Genomic DNA, 14,394 nt, shown 5'->3' on the forward strand with positions numbered 1-14,394 from the left:
CCCTCAAACGCGCCCAACACCACAACTGGCCACCACCACAACCGGCAACAGTCACCGTCACCCAGCACGACACAACCTAAAGTCACTGGCATTGGCCCTAGTCCCGCTGGACCAGCTCGTCGTAGGTGCTGAGCACCTGGGCGACGGTGGCGGCCTCGTCCGGCCAGGTCTCGGCCTGCTGCCGGCCGGCCGCCACCAGCCGCTCGCGGCCCGCCGGGTCGGCCAGCAGCCCGCGCACCGCCCGGCCGATCGCGACCGGGTCGCCGGCCGGCACCAGCACGGCCGCGTCGCCGACCAGCTCGGGGATCCCGCCGACGGCGGTGGCGACCACCGGCACGCCGGCCCGCATCGACTCCTGCACCACCAGCGAGCGGGCCTCCCAACGACTGGCGACCACCACCACGTCGGCGGCCGCCAGCAGGTCGGGCACGTCGGTGCGGAAGCCGAGCAGCCGCACCGGCAGCTTCTCGGCGGCGACCCGCTCGCGCAGCCCGGCCGCCTCCGGCCCGTCCCCGGCGAGCAGCAGCAGCGGCTCCGGGTCCAGCACGGACAGCTCGCGGGTGGCGTCCAGCAGCAGCCCGAAGGCCTTCTGCGGGACGAGCCGGCCGACCGCCAGCACCAGCGGCCGGTCCGGGCCGTCGCCGAGCAGCGCGGCGCGCGCCGCGGCCCGGTCGAGCCGGCCCTCGGGCATCGGCGGGGCGGCCACCGGGCCGAGCCGGGCATCGGTGGCGCCCAGCTCGCGGGCCCGGGCGACCAGGTCGGAGGAGGCGCCGAGGACGAGGTCGGCGGCGCGCGCGACCCGGCGCTCCATCAGCCGCTGCAGGCGGCGCTCCAGACCGGTGGCCAGCAGCGCGTGGTGGGAGGTGACCACCAGCGGGGTCTCCGGGCGCAGGCCCGGGAAGCGGCCTGCGGTGCGCAGGGCGAGGTCGGCGAGCAGCCCGGCGCGCAGCCCGTGCGCGTGCACCACGTCGGCGCCGGTGAAGGCCCGGCGCAGCTCGCCGATCGCGGCGGCGTCACTGCGGGCGCCGGCGGTGGGGGTGATGTCGACGGTGTGGAACCTGGCGCCGGTGCGGGAGAAGCCGAACAGCGCGTCCGTGCCGGCCGGGGCGCACACCGTGACGATCACGCCGTGCGCGACGAGGCCCTGCGCCAGGGAGCGCACGTGGGCACCGATACCGCCGGTGCTGGCGGCCAGGACGAGTACCACGTGCAGCTGCCCCGGTTCTGGGGTGGCAGCGGCGGCCCGGGCGGCGGAATGGTCCACGTTCTCTCGCATCCGACTCGATCAGGTTCGCGCGCCGCTTCGCGAGGGTTGCCCGTCGGCGGCGCTCGGGACTGGAAAGCCAGTGTCCAGCCGCCACCATGCCAGGTCGGCGGCCCTCTTGGACAGTCGGCGCCACCGGGGGCGCGTCGCCTTCCGTCCGCAAGGGCCACCCGGCCCTGTCGGCGGGTCGGACGCCCCGGCCAGGGCCTGTCGCAGCAGGTCCAGCCGGGGGGTGCCGGACCCGCGTTAGCGGTGGCGCGGGGCCCGGGCGGCGGCCAGCAGTTCCTCGGCGTGGGCCCGGCCGAGCTCGGAGTCCTCCAGGCCGGCCAGCATCCTGGAGAGTTCGCGCACCCGCTCCTCGTCGTTCAGCACCTTGACGCCGCTGCGGGTCACGGTGCCGTCGTTGGTCTTCTCCACCACCAGGTGCCGGTCCGCGAAGGCGGCGACCTGCGGCAGGTGGGTGACCACCACGACCTGGGCGGATTCGGCCAGTTTGGCCAGCCGGCGGCCGATCTCGACCGCGGCCTTGCCGCCGACGCCCGCGTCCACCTCGTCGAACAGGTAGGTGGGGACGGGGTCGGCGCCCGCGAAGACCACCTCGACGGCGAGCATCACGCGGGACAGCTCACCGCCGGAGGCACCCTTGGCGATCGGGCGGGGCTGGGCGCCGGGGTGCGGGGCGAGCAGCACCTCGACCTCGTCCACGCCGTGCGGGCCGTAGGCGACGGTGCGGCCGTCGACCTCGATCCCCGACAGGTCGTCGACCTGGGCGATCGAGAAGGTCACCCGGGCGTGCGGCATCGCCAGTTCGGCGAGTTCGGCGGAGACGGCGTCGGCGAAACGCCCGGCCGCGGCCTGCCGGGCGCCCGACACCTCGGCCGCCAGCTCGGCCAACTCGGCCCGCAGCGCGGTCTCCTGGGCGCCGAGCTGGTCGATCCGGTCGTCGTCGCCGTCGAGTTCGGCGAGCCGGGCGGAGCCGGCCTCGGCCCAGGCGAGCACCTCGGCGAGGGAGTTCTCCGGGCCGCCGTACTTGCGCAGCAGCTGGGCCAGGACGGCCCGGCGGTCCTCGACGGCGGCGAGCCGGACGGGGTCGGCGTCCAGGTCGTCCGCGTAGCCGGCCAGGTCGCCGGCCACGTCGGCGAGCAGGTAGCCGACCTCGTTGAGGCGGTCGGCAAGGCCGGCGAGGCGCTCGTCGTGGTGGCGCACGGCGTCCAGGGCGCGGCGGGACTGCGCGAGCAGGGTGCCCGCGTCCAGTGCCTCCGGGTCGGCCGGGTCGCCGGCCAGGGCGGCGTGGGCGAGGGTCGCGGCGGAGGACAGCGCGTCGGCGTGGCCCAGCCGCTCGGCCTCGGCGGCCAGCTCCGTGTCCTCGCCGGCCACCGCCTCGGCGGCGGCGATCTCGTCCAGGCCGAAGCGCAGCAGATCGGCCTCCTGCGCGCGCTCACGGGCCCGGGTGGTCAGCTCCTCCAGGGTGGCCGAGACCTCGCGCAGGCTCCGGTAGGTCTCCCGGTAGCGGGCCAGCGGCTCGGCCACCGCCTCGCCCGCGTAACGGTCCAGCGCGCCGCGCTGGCGGGCCGGGCGCAGCAGCCGCTGCTGGTCGGTCTGGCCGTGCACGGCGATCAGTTCCTCGCCGAGTTCGGTGAGCAGCCCGACCGGGACGGCCCGACCGCCGACGTACGCCCGGGAGCGGCCCTCGGCGGAGACGGTCCGGCTGATCAGCAGGGCGCCCTCGTCCAGTTCGGCCCCGGCCTCGGCCGCGCGGATCGCCGCCGGGGAGCCGGGGGGCAGCTCCAGCCGGCCCTCGACGACGGCGCGTCCGGTCCCGTTGCGCACCAGGCCCGGGTCGGCGCGGCCGCCGAGCAGCAGGCCGAGGCTGGTCACGACCATGGTCTTTCCGGCGCCGGTCTCACCGGTCACGGCGGTGAAGCCGGGGGCGAGTTCGACCACCGCGTCGTCGATGACCCCAAGATCCCGTATCCGCATCTCGTCCAACACGGAGACGACCTTACGAGGTTCCACCCCCGGCGCGCGACGAGCGGCAACGCCGCGCGGCAACTCCGCGCCCGGAAGTTCACCCCTTCCGGGGCGTTTGCCCGGGTCCCGGCACCGTGCACCACGGCAGGAAGATCTGCACCAGCGGGCCGATCGCCAGTGCGTACGCGACCGTGCCGACCCCGGCGGTGCCGCCCAGCAGGACGCCGGCGACCAGTACCGTCACCTCGATGCCGGTGCGGATCAGCCGCAGCGAACGCCCGGTGCGCCGGTGCAGGCCGGTCATCAGGCCGTCGCGCGGGCCCGGGCCCAGGCGGGCACCGATGTAGAGGCCGGTGGCCAGGCCGTTGAGCAGGATCGCGGCGGCCATCAGCGCGATCCGGGCGGGCAGCCCGTGCGGGCCGTCGACCAGCCGCAGCGTGAGGTCCATCGAGGCGCCCAGCACCAGCACGTTGGCGACGGTGCCGACGCCCGGGCGCTGGCGGATCGGGATCCACAGCAGCAGGACCAGGGCGCCGCAGATGGTCACCCAGGTGCCCACCGAGAGGCCGGCGACGCGTTGCAGGCCCTGGTGGAAGACGTCCCACGGGTCGAGGCCGAGGCCGGAGCGCAGCATCAGCGCCATGCTCGCGCCGTACAGGTAGAGGCCGACGGCGAGCTGCGGGATCCGGCGGCCCAGGGCGTGGGTGTCGCCGAGCACCCGGGCGGCGAGCGGGGGCCGGGCGGCCTCCGGGGCGGGTTCGGGCGTGGTCGTGGGCGTGGTCGTGGTGGCCATCGGGCGCTCCTGCGGGTGGTGCTGCACCCCGGGCGGCCCCGGCGGTGGCGGACTCGACGGCCGCACTGCCATGATGGTCAGGCCAATAGAGCCCACTCCAGGGCCAATTTCGAGCAAGTGGACTGATCAGCCTTGGCCGACTGGCACACCACCGTCACCCCGCCCGCGCTCGCCCGGCTGCTCGCCGCCGCCCGGCTGCCCGAGCCGGCCACCGCCCGCCGCCCCGCCTACCGGACCCTCGCCGGGCAGATCCGGCTGCTGGTCACCGAGGGCCGCCTGCCGGTCGGCGCCCGGCTGCCCGCCGAGCGCGAACTCGCCGGCGCCCTGGAGCTGAGCCGCACCACCGTCGCCACCGCCTACGAGACCCTGCGCGCCGACGGCTACCTGCTCAGCCGCCGCGGCGCCGGCAGCTGGACCACCCTGCCCGAGGGCGCCCCGCCGCCCAGCGACGCGCTGCACCCCGTCCCCCCGGACGAGCAGGGCCGCACCCTGGACCTCGGCGTCGCCGCCCTGCCGGCCCCGCAGCCCTTCCTCGGCGAGGCCGCCGTCCGGGCCGTCGAGCAGCTGCCCTGCTACGCCGCCGGGCACGGCCACTACCCCACCGGCGTCCCGGTGCTGCGCGAGGCCCTCGCCCGCCGCTACACCCAGCGCGGCCTGCCCACCACCCCCGACCAGATCCTCGTCACCACCGGCGCGATGGGCGGGCTGCACCTGGTCCAGCGGGCGCTGATCGGCCGCGGCGACCGGGTCGCCGTCGAGGCGCCCAGCTACGCCCACACCCTCCAGGCGCTCCGGATCACCGGCGCCCGCCTGGTGCCGGTGCCGTACGGCTACCGCCCCCAGCCTGAGTGGGACCTCACCGAGTGGCGCGGGGTGCTGCGCGGGGCCGCGCCCAAGGTCGCCTACGTGATCCCGGACTTCCACAACCCGACCGGCGCGCTGATCGGCGAGGAGCAGCGCCGCGAGCTGCTGGCCGCCGCCCGGGCCGCCGGCAGCGTCGTCCTGGTCGACGAGACCACCGCCGAACTCGGCTGGGGCGTACCGGAGTCCGTCCCGCTGCCGCGCCCGATGGCGGCGCTGGACCGCTCCGCCCAGGTGGTCACCGTCGGCTCGGCCAGCAAGCTGCTCTGGGGCGGCCTGCGGATCGGCTGGGTCCGGGCCGCGCCCGCGCTGGTGCGCCGGCTGGCCGCCGACCGGGTCTACAGCGACGTCGGCACGCCGGTCCTGGAGCAGCTGATCGCCGCCGAACTGCTGGGCGAGCCGCTGCCCGCCGTCCGGGCGCACCAGTTGGACCGGCTGCGGGCGACGGCGCACGCCTTCGCCGCCGCACTGCCCGAGCACCTGCCGGGCTGGTCGTTCACGCCGCCGCCCGGCGGGCTCTCGCTCTGGGTGTCCACCGGCGGGCTGTCCGGCGCGGCGCTGGCCCGGTCCGGGGAACGCGCCGGGGTGCGGATCGCCTCGGGCAACCGGTTCGGCTCGGACGGCGCGTTCGAGCACCACGTCCGGATCCCGCTCACCGTGCCGGCCCCGGCCGTCCCCGCCGCCGTGCAGCGGCTCGCCGAGACCGCCGCCCGGGCGACGGCGGGCGGCCGGTACGGGCCGCCCGGCGACACCCCGCCGCTGGCGATCTGACCAGCGGCCTGACGGGCCATCAGCAGTGGGTGTTCGCCCGCCCGCGCCAACCCGTCACCGGCAGCGCGAACTTGGCCACCAGCCGGTCGGTGAACGGCGCCCGGTGCAGTCTGGCCAGGCGCACCGGGGTCTGCCCCCGGCGGACCTCCACCCGTGCGCCGGCGGGCAGTTCGACCGTGCGCCGCCCGTCGCACCAGAGCACGCCGTGCGGGGTCTTGGGCTGCACCTCGACGGCCAGCACCGAATCCGGCGAGGTCACCAGCGGGCGGGCGAACAGCGCGTGCGCGGAGATCGGCACCATCAGCAGCGCCTCCACCTCCGGCCACACCACCGGCCCGCCGCCGGAGAACGCGTACGCGGTGGAGCCGGTCGGCGTCGCGCACACCACGCCGTCGCAGCCGAAGTTGGAGACCGGGCGGCCGTCCACCTCGGTCACCACCTCCAGCATCCGCTCCCGGGACGCCTTCTCGATCGACGCCTCATTCAACGCCCAGTCCTGGTGCACCACATCGCCGTTGGTGCGGACGATGACGTCGATCGTCATCCGCTCCTCGACCTCGTAGTCGGCGTCGACCACCCGCTCGACCACCACGGCCAGATCGTCCCGCTCGGCCTCGGCGAGGAAGCCGACCCGGCCCAGGTTGATCCCGAGCATCGGCAGCCCGTGCTCACGGGCCAGCTCCGCCCCGCGCAGCAGCGTCCCGTCCCCGCCAGCGACCAGGATCAGCTCGCAGCCGTCCGCCGCGCCCGGCCCCCCGGCCACCTTCTCGACCCCGTCCGGCAGGTCCAGGTCCAGCGCCTCGGAGGCGAGCAGTCTGATCCGGATGCCCGCCTTCAGCAGCCCGTGCACCAGGGCCTCGACGCTGCGCAGCGCCGCCGCCCGGCCGGTGTGCGCGATCAGGAAGACCGTACGTTCTTCATCGCTCATGCCGCTGCCCTCTCCCTCACGCCTGCCGGGTCGCCTTCGGCCCCGGTACGGCCGCGTCACACAGCATGACGGACCGGACGCCCCCACAGCACCCTATCGGGGCCCCTCCGCGACGGCCCGGTCCGCCTCGGCGGGATCCAGCTGCGGGGCGTCCCGGCGCAGCCACAGGAAGTACTCCACGTTCCCGGACGGGCCCGGCAGCGGGCTCGCGGTGACGGCGCGCACGCCCAGCCCGAGCCCCCACGCCTGCCCGGCGACCTGGCGCACCATCTCGGCACGCAGCTGGGGGCTGCGCACCACCCCGCCGCTGCCCAGACGCTCCTTGCCGATCTCGAACTGCGGCTTGACCATCAGCACCAGGTCCGCGTCCCCGGCCGCGCAGGCGGCCAGCGCGGGCAGCACCAGGCCCAGCGAGATGAACGACAGATCGCCGACCACCAGGTCGACCGGGGTGCCGCCGATCAGCTCCAGGGTCAGCTCCCGGACGTTGGTGCGGTCCATCACCGTCACCCGCTCGTCGCTCTGCAGCGACCACGCGAGCTGCCCGTAGCCGACGTCCACCGCCAGCACGCCGACCGCGCCGGCCCGCAGCAGGACGTCGGTGAAGCCGCCGGTGGAGGCGCCCGCGTCCAGCGCCCGGCGGCCCTCGACCACCAGGCCCTGCGGGACGAAGGCGGCGAACGCCCCGGCCAGCTTGTGCCCGCCGCGCGAGACGTAGTCGGGGTCGTTGTCGTCCTTGGCCACCACGACCGCCGCCGAGGTCTCCACCTGGGTGGCCGGCTTGGTCGCGGTGGTGCCTCCGACGGTCACCCGGCCGGCCGCGATCAGCTCGGACGCGTGCTCACGCGACCGGGCCAGCTTGCGGCGGACCAGCTCCGCGTCGAGTCGGCGTCGTGCCACTGCCACTGGTGTTTCAGCTCCTACGAGTCCTACGGGTCGTTCCAGGGTCATTCCTGGTCGAGCGCGGCCAGCGTGTCGGCCAGCCGCTGGTGAACATCTTCGTACACCTCGACGTGTGCCTCGGCCGGGACCCCGTCCAGGGCCTCCAGCCGGGCCAGCCCGGCGTCCACCACGGGGTGGCCGGTCGGGGTCTGTTCCACGCCGAGCGGTTCGACGGCTTCAGCTGGTCCGGTCATCGGGCTTCTTCGTGCTGGTGGCCTTGCGGACGGTGGTCTTCTTCGTCGCCGTGCGCTTCGCGGGCGCCTTGGGCTGCGCGGCCGGCTCGGCGGCGGCCTGCTGCGCGGTGGCGGTCTTCTTGACGGCCGTCTTGCGCACGGTCGTCTTCTTGGCGGCCGTCTTCTTGGCCACCGGCTTCTTGGCGGCCGCCTTCTTCGCCGGGGACTTCTTCGCCCCGGCCCGGCCCGCCGCCGGGGTCTGCTCCGTCGAGGCCTTCTCCGCCGGGGCCTGCTCCGCCGAGGCCTGCTCCGTCGCCGGGGCCTTCCTCACCGGGGTCCGCTTCGCGGCGGCCTTCCCCGGTAGCGACGGCCGTACCGGCGGGACGGGCGGGTCGACCTCGACCGGCTCGTCCACCTCCACCCGTTCGGCCACTATCGGCTCCCCCGCCACCGGGGCCGCCGACTGCTCGTCCGCCCGCTCCCAGCCGCGCCCGAACAGGTCGTCCGCCCGGGGCGCCGGCGTCGGCTCCGCCGCCTCGTCGACCCCGGCCGACCGCACCGCAGGCTCGGCCTCCTCCTCGGCCTCGCGCAGCTTGCTCTCCAGGTAGGCGAGCACCACGCCGACCTTCATCACCTGGTCGCCGACCTTCTCGAAGGCCTTCTCCACCTCGCCGCGCGCCACCCCGACGGCCAGGTCCACCCCGGCCCGCCCGGCGGTGACCGCCTCCTCCGCCAGCGTCTGCAGCGTCTTCGCCGACGGCGGGAACTGCCCGCCCAGCCGACGCTCGACCTCGGTGACGTCGACCCCGGTCCGCTCCAGGATCACGGCCGCCGTCCCGACGACCCGCTTGCCGACCTCCTCCGCCAGCCCGGCGGCGACCTCCACCACTCCCCGCACCGTCCTCGGCAGCATCCGGGTGCCTCCTTAGCGCCTGCGCGCATCGCTCCGTCGCCGTCGGTGCCCGGGCCGATCCGGGCACCCCACGGACGACGCTACCGCCAAAACCCGCCTGCGGTACCGTGGCCCGGCAGGGACCACCGCCGTCACCTGCCGCAACCACCAGGAAGCCCAGGGAGGGGAACCACCGCCATGGCCAACGCCGAGGAGTGCCGCGAGGCGCTGGAACAGCTCAGCCGGAACATGGCGAAGTCCACCGGTGACGTCCGCAAGGCGGCCGCCCTCGACCGCTCGCTCAGCTGCCGGATCACCGACCTCGACCTGACCTTCACCGGCCAACTGCGCGACGGCCGGATCCAAGGCCTCGCCTCGGCCCCCGGCGCCCCGGCCGAGAAGGCGGCGATCCGGCTCACCATGAGCAGCGACGACCTGGTCGCCGTGGTCTTCGGCGGGCTCAACTTCGCGTCCGCCTGGGCGGGCGGCCGGATCCGGCTGGAGGCGGGCTTCCGCGACCTGCTGCGGCTGCGCACCCTGCTCTGAACCCGGCCGCCGTGGTCCTTCCCTCTTGGACCCAACCGCCCTCGCCTTGAGCGTCCTGGCCCCGACCGCCCTCGCCCTGAGCGCCGTGCGGCGACTCAGAACCCCAGCTCGGCCAGGGCCTTGCGCCCGTCGGCCGGTGCGCCGTCCGCGTCCAGCGCCGTCCACGCCGCCGCGCACAGCGCCCGCAGACCGTCCCAGCGGTCCCCGCCGCCGTCCAGCCGCAGCACGCCGCCGGCGGCCGACGCGACCCAGCCGCCGCAACCGAAGCCGTCCGCCCCGGTCGTGACCGCCGGGTGCGGCTCCAGCAGCCCGCGCAGGTCCGCCGACAGATAGGTCGGCCGGTGCTCGGCCGGGGCCACCAGCAGCTGCGCCGGGGTGGTCACCCCGGTGAACACCAGCAGGCTGTCCACCCCGCCGTTGAACGCGCCCTCGATGTCGGTGTCCAGCCGGTCGCCGACCACCAGTGGCCGCCGCGCGCCGGTCCGCAGCACGGTCTCCCGGTGCATCGGCGGCTGCGGCTTGCCCGCCACCACCGGGTCCACCCCGGCGGCCGCCCGCACCGCCGCCACCAGCGTCCCGTTGCCGGGCGCGATGCCACGCGCGGTCGGAATGGTCAGGTCGGTGTTGGAGGCCACCCACGGCAGCCCCTGCTGCACCGCGTACGCGGCCTCCGCCAACTGCGCCCAGCCGACCGACGGGTCGTAGCCCTGGACCACCGCGAGCGGCTCCTCGGCCAGCGAGCGCACGGCGACCAGCCCGCGCTCGACCAGTGCTTCCTCCAGCCCCGGACCGCCCACGACCAGCACCTTCGCCCCGGCCGGCACCTGCTCGGCGACCACCCTGGCGGCCGCCTGCGCCGAGTTGATCACGTCGGCCGGCTCGGCCGGCACGCCCAGCCCGGTCAGGTGCTCGGCCACCACCCGCGGCGGGCGGGAGGCGTTGTTGGTCACGTACGCGAGCCGCATCCCGGCCGTCCGGGCGGCGGCCAGCGCGTCCACGGCGTGCTCGATCGCGTGCGGGCCCGCGTAGACCACGCCGTCCAGGTCCAGCAGCGCCGTGTCGTACGCCTCGGTCAACGGCTGCTCGCTGCCGCCGGGGGCGGTCCGTCGCACGGTGGTGGTCGGTGCGGTCATGGCTGCGCTACCTCATTCACTGCGTCGTTCGCTTCCTCGGGTGCCCCCGAGCGGGTGGGCCCTTGAGTTGCCGGGCCCCTGAGTTGGTGGACCCTTGAGCCGGTGGGCCCTTGAGCCGGTGGGCCCCGAGCCGATCAGACCTCGTCGTCCGCACCGGCGTCGCCCGTCGGCGCCCCGTCCGGGCCCGGCGGGGGCGCCAGGTACCCGGGTGCCCCGGGCAGCAGCGGCCCGAACGCCCCGGCGCGGGCCGCCAGGGTCGCCCTGGTCTGCCGCAGCGCCGCCTGGTAGTGCTCGGTGCCCGGCCGCATGGCCACGGCCAGCGCCAGGTGCTCGGCGGACGTCTCGAAGTCGCCCAGCCGGGCCGCCGCGACGCCCCACCCGAACTGAGCGTAGTCGTCCGACGGATCGGCCAGCGCGACGGCCCGGAAGTTCTCCAGCGCCGCCGCGTACGAACCGGTGTCGAACTGGGCCCGCGCCAGCGTCTCCCGGATGCTGCGCGACTGCGGCTCGGCCGCCGCCGCCCGGACCAGCAACTGCTCGGCGGCCGCCGCGTTGCCCTGGGCCAGCAGCCTCCCGCCGCGCCGGAACCAGTCGTACACGTCCCCGGTCGGCTCGCCGGAACGCCCCTGCGCCGGCACGCCGCCGTGCACCTGCGCACCCCCGCCGCCGGCGCCGTCCAACCCGCCCTGCTCGGCCGGGCCGCTGCCGTCCAGCCGTTCCTGCCCGTCGTCCATGCGGTACCTCGCCCTCGGTCGCACACCCGTCCCACAGGTCAGCACGGGTATTCCGATCTCTCAACAACGCGTACCCGGTTACGATGCCCAGAATGAGCACACCCAGTGCAGAAGACGGAGTCGAGACTCCCGAGGGCGGCCCCGGCGATCCCGGGCACGTCGCCACCGCAGGCCTGTCCCTGTCACCCTTCCAAGGCCTGCGCTACGTCCCCGATCGGGTCGGCGCGCTGGCTGCGGTCATGTCACCGCCGTACGACGTCGTCGACCCCGGCCGTCGGCTCGACCTGGAGACCGCCGACCCGCACAACGTGGTCCGGCTGATCCTGCCCAGGCCCGAGCCCGAGGACGCCGGCGACCGGCCCGACCGCGACACCAAGTACCGGCACGCCGCCCGGCTCCTGGCCGCCTGGCAGCGCGAGGGGATCCTCGCCGCCGACCCGGCGCCCGCGCTCTACGTCTACGAGCAGCGCGTGCCCGCCACCGGCGACTCCCCCGAGCTGCTTCAACGCGGGCTGATCGGCGCCCTAGCGGTGAGCGGTCGCGAGGCCGGCGTGGTCCTCCCCCACGAGGACGTGATGCCGCGGCCGGTCGCCGACCGGGTCGGCCTGATGCGCACCACCCGGGCCAACCTCGAACCGCTGCTGCTCACCTACCGCGGCAGCGGCGGCGCCTCCGGCGTCATCGAGCGGACCGTCCAGGGCGAGCCGCTGCTCTCCACGGCCACCAGCGACGGCACCCACCACCGCCTCTGGGCCGTCGCCGACCCCGCCGAGATCGCCGAGATCAGCCGCGACCTCGCCACCTGCCGGGCCCTGATCGCCGACGGCCACCACCGCTGGGAAATGTACCTCCGCCTCCAGCGCGAGCACCGCCACCTGCCGCGCAGCCCGTGGGACCGCGGCCTGGTGCTCCTGGTGGACACCGCCCGCTACCCGCTGCGGGTCCGGGCCATCCACCGGGTGCTGTACCGGCTGCCGGTGGCCGAGGCGCTGGAGAGGCTCGGCGACCAGTGGAAGGTCAAGGAGGTCCCCGGCCCGCTGACCGCCGCCCTCCAGGCCCTCGCCGAACAGAAACGGCACGGCGGCAACGGCTTCATACTGACCGGCGGGGACGGCGTGTACTGGCTGCTCGGCGAGCCCGAGGAGGCACTGCTCGACGCCACCGTGCCGCACGACCGGCCCGAGGAGTGGCGCCATCTGGACGCCACCGTCCTGCACGCCACCCTGCTCGACCGCACCTGGCACGTCCCCGACGGCCCGGACGACATCGGCTACCTGCACACCGCCGCAGCCGCCGAGCAGGAGGCCGCGCGCACCGGCGGCACCGCCGTCCTGCTGCACCCGGTCCGGGAGAGCGTGGTCCGCAGACTCGCCGAACAGGGCGTCACCATGCCGCGCAAGTCCACCTCCTTCGGGCCGAAGCCAGCCACCGGACTGGTGCTGCGCAACCTCGAACTGGGCTAGGTTCCCCCGCCGAAACGCGAAGAGGCCCTGCCCGCTTCCCCTTGAATTTCAGGGGAAGCGGGCAGGGCCTCACTCGTCGGTCGGAACCGCTCAGCTGCGGGCGTCGCCCTTGGCCTCGGCGTCAGCCTTGGCCTCGTCCTTGGCCTCGTCCTTGGCCTCGTCCTTGGCCTCGTCCTTGGCCTCGTCCTTGGCCTCGTCCTTGGCCTCGGTGGCGCGCGTGGGCACCACGCCGTCGAACTCCTCGTCGATCTCGAGGTCGTCCTCGTCGTAGTACTCCTCGACGTTCTCCTCGTCCTCGAAGATCACGCGGTCGTCGGAGGCCTCGCCGCCGCGCTTCTTCGCCGGGGCGTCGGCCTGCTCGAACTCCTCCTCGGCCATCTCCGGGTCGAGCGCGTCCACGAACTCCACGCCGTCGATCTCGGCCAGGCGCTCCGCCGCGTTGGTCGTGCCCTCGGTGTCGGCCTCGGCCGCCTTCGCGAACCAGTCACGGGCCTCGTCGCCACGGCCGGCCGCGATCAGCGCCTCGCCGTAGGCGTACCGAAGACGCGCGGTCCACGGGTGCACGGCGCTGGAAGCCAGCTCCGGGCTCTGCAGGGTCACCACGGCCGCGTCGAACTGCTCCATGTCGGAGCGGGCGCCGGCGGAGACCAGACGCATCTCGACCTGGCCGGCCTTGTCCAGCTGCTTCACCTCGGGCTCACCGGCCATCGCCAGGGCCCGCTCCGGACGGCCCAGACCGCGCTCGCAGTCGGCCATCACCGGCCACAGGTCCGCACGGCCGGTCATCCGACGGGCGGCACGGAACTCGGTCAGCGCCTCGGAGTACCGCTGCGTCATGTACGAGGCGAAACCGGCCGCCTCACGGACGGCGGCCACGCGGGAGGCCAGACGGAGCGCGACGCGGGAGAACTGGTAGGCCTCCTCCGGCTCGGTGTCGAGCAGGCGGGCCACCATCACCAGGTTGCGGGCGACGTCGTCCGCGAGCGTCTTGGGAAGGCTCTTGAGCTCCTGGCGCACGTCCCCGTCCAGCTCGAAGCCGGTGACGTCCTCCGGGATCGGCAGGCGCTTGACGGGCTCGTAGTTGCCGCGACGGTCGTCGTAGCCGCCCCGGTCGTCACGGCGGTCGTCGCGGTTGCCGCGGTAGCCGCCACGGTCGCCACCGCGGTCGTCGCGGTTGAAACCACCGGACGGGCGGTCGCCACGGTCACGGTTGAAGCCACCGCCGGAGGGGCGGTCGTCGCGACGGAAGCCACCGCGGTCTCCGCCGCGGTCGTCGCGGTTGAAACCACCGGACGGACGGTCGTCACGACGCGGACGGTCGTCACGGTCACGGTTGAAGCCACTCGGACGGTCATCGCGACGGAAACCGCCACCACCCGAGGGACGGTCGCCACGGTCACGGTTGAAGCCACCGCCCGAGGGGCGGTCGTCACGACGGAAGCCGCCACGGTCGCCACCACGGTCATCGCGGTTGAAACCACCCGACGGGCGGTCGCCACGGTCACGGTTGAAACCACCGCCCGAGGGGCGGTCGTCACGACGGAAGCCACCGCGGTCGCCACCGCGGTCATCGCGGTTGAAACCACCGGACGGGCGGTCGCCACGGTCACGGTTGAAACCGCCACCGGACGGACGGTCGTCACGACGCGGGCGGTCGTCACGGTCGCGGTTGAAGCCACCGCCGGAGGGGCGGTCGTCACGACGGAAGCCGCCACGGTCGCCGCCGCGGTCATCGCGGTTGAAACCACCCGACGGGCGGTCGCCACGGTCACGGTTGAAACCACCGCCGGAGGGGCGGTCGTCACGACGGAAGCCACCGCGGTCGCCACCGCGGTCGTCGCGGTTGAAACCACCGGACGGACGGTCGTCACGACGCGGACGGTCGTCACGGTCACGGTTGAAGCCACTCGGACGGTCATCGCG

At 75.1% G+C, this 14,394-nt stretch carries 12 protein-coding genes and 2 pseudogenes; 3 read left to right on the forward strand and 11 right to left on the reverse strand.

Annotation, left to right across the window (positions count from 1 at the left end; genetic code table 11):
- Window positions 1-97: 97 nt before the first annotated feature.
- The 3 genes from ACFV6D_RS37130 to ACFV6D_RS37140 form a co-directional block, all read right to left on the reverse strand.
- Window positions 98-1,276 carry a glycosyltransferase family 4 protein gene (locus ACFV6D_RS37130; RefSeq protein WP_063349650.1) on the reverse strand — a complete coding sequence of 393 codons (1,179 nt, stop codon included), beginning with the start codon at window positions 1,274-1,276 and terminating at the stop codon, window positions 98-100.
- Window positions 1,277-1,510: 234 nt separating this feature from the next.
- Window positions 1,511-3,244, reverse strand: a complete 1,734-nt coding sequence (gene recN, locus ACFV6D_RS37135; RefSeq protein WP_079136337.1) for a DNA repair protein RecN — start codon at window positions 3,242-3,244, stop codon at window positions 1,511-1,513.
- Between the two features lie 88 nt (window positions 3,245-3,332).
- Window positions 3,333-4,028, reverse strand: a complete 696-nt coding sequence (locus ACFV6D_RS37140) for a YitT family protein (RefSeq protein WP_380341238.1) — start codon at window positions 4,026-4,028, stop codon at window positions 3,333-3,335.
- Between the two features lie 132 nt (window positions 4,029-4,160).
- Between ACFV6D_RS37140 and ACFV6D_RS37145 the strand changes: the two genes are divergently transcribed.
- Window positions 4,161-5,660, forward strand: a complete 1,500-nt coding sequence (locus ACFV6D_RS37145; protein ID WP_363374210.1) for a PLP-dependent aminotransferase family protein — start codon at window positions 4,161-4,163, stop codon at window positions 5,658-5,660.
- A gap of 19 nt (window positions 5,661-5,679) precedes the next feature.
- Here ACFV6D_RS37145 and ACFV6D_RS37150 read toward each other — a convergent pair whose 3' ends face one another.
- The 4 genes from ACFV6D_RS37150 to ACFV6D_RS37165 all read right to left on the reverse strand — a co-directional run bounded on the left by ACFV6D_RS37150 (window position 5,680) and on the right by ACFV6D_RS37165 (window position 8,616).
- On the reverse strand, window positions 5,680-6,588 hold the full coding sequence (locus ACFV6D_RS37150; protein WP_063349647.1) for an NAD kinase: 909 nt from the start codon (window positions 6,586-6,588) through the stop codon (window positions 5,680-5,682).
- A gap of 93 nt (window positions 6,589-6,681) precedes the next feature.
- The gene (locus tag ACFV6D_RS37155) at window positions 6,682-7,539 is read right to left on the reverse strand and encodes a TlyA family RNA methyltransferase (protein ID WP_063349646.1); all 858 of its coding nucleotides are present in this window, start codon (window positions 7,537-7,539) and stop codon (window positions 6,682-6,684) included.
- Window positions 7,536-7,724: a hypothetical protein gene (locus tag ACFV6D_RS37160; RefSeq protein WP_063349645.1), complete on the reverse strand. Its 189-nt coding sequence runs from the start codon at window positions 7,722-7,724 to the stop codon at window positions 7,536-7,538. The genes ACFV6D_RS37155 and ACFV6D_RS37160 overlap by 4 nt, the downstream gene beginning before the upstream one ends.
- Window positions 7,708-8,616, reverse strand: coding sequence for a histone H1-like repetitive region-containing protein (locus ACFV6D_RS37165; RefSeq protein ID WP_380563155.1), 909 nt, complete (start codon window positions 8,614-8,616; stop codon window positions 7,708-7,710). Before ACFV6D_RS37165 ends, ACFV6D_RS37160 begins: the two co-directional genes overlap by 17 nt.
- Window positions 8,617-8,793: 177 nt before the next feature.
- Between ACFV6D_RS37165 and ACFV6D_RS37170 the strand changes: the two genes are divergently transcribed.
- Complete coding sequence (locus ACFV6D_RS37170) at window positions 8,794-9,141, forward strand: SCP2 sterol-binding domain-containing protein (protein ID WP_363374220.1); 348 nt, start codon at window positions 8,794-8,796, stop codon at window positions 9,139-9,141.
- 95 nt (window positions 9,142-9,236) lie between these two features.
- Here the strand turns inward: ACFV6D_RS37170 and ACFV6D_RS37175 are convergent, their stop codons facing one another.
- Both ACFV6D_RS37175 and ACFV6D_RS37180 read right to left on the reverse strand, forming a co-directional pair.
- Window positions 9,237-10,274: an HAD-IIA family hydrolase gene (locus ACFV6D_RS37175; RefSeq protein WP_380563157.1), complete on the reverse strand. Its 1,038-nt coding sequence runs from the start codon at window positions 10,272-10,274 to the stop codon at window positions 9,237-9,239.
- Between the two features lie 134 nt (window positions 10,275-10,408).
- The gene (locus ACFV6D_RS37180) at window positions 10,409-11,008 is read right to left on the reverse strand and encodes a tetratricopeptide repeat protein (protein ID WP_380379772.1); all 600 of its coding nucleotides are present in this window, start codon (window positions 11,006-11,008) and stop codon (window positions 10,409-10,411) included.
- Window positions 11,009-11,100: 92 nt separating this feature from the next.
- Here ACFV6D_RS37180 and ACFV6D_RS37185 point away from each other — a divergent pair, with 92 nt between their 5' ends.
- Window positions 11,101-12,471 (forward strand): DUF1015 family protein, encoded by a 1,371-nt coding sequence (locus ACFV6D_RS37185; protein ID WP_079135935.1) that lies wholly within the window; start codon window positions 11,101-11,103, stop codon window positions 12,469-12,471.
- Between the two features lie 381 nt (window positions 12,472-12,852).
- Here the strand turns inward: ACFV6D_RS37185 and ACFV6D_RS37190 are convergent.
- Window positions 12,853-13,488: pseudogene (locus ACFV6D_RS37190) on the reverse strand (hypothetical protein); the annotation flags it as partial.
- Between the two features lie 84 nt (window positions 13,489-13,572).
- Window positions 13,573-14,394 (reverse strand): annotated as a pseudogene (locus tag ACFV6D_RS37195) (hypothetical protein); the annotation flags it as partial.

Source organism: Kitasatospora sp. NPDC059812, assembly GCF_042732075.1.
Taxonomy (GTDB): domain Bacteria; phylum Actinomycetota; class Actinomycetes; order Streptomycetales; family Streptomycetaceae; genus Kitasatospora.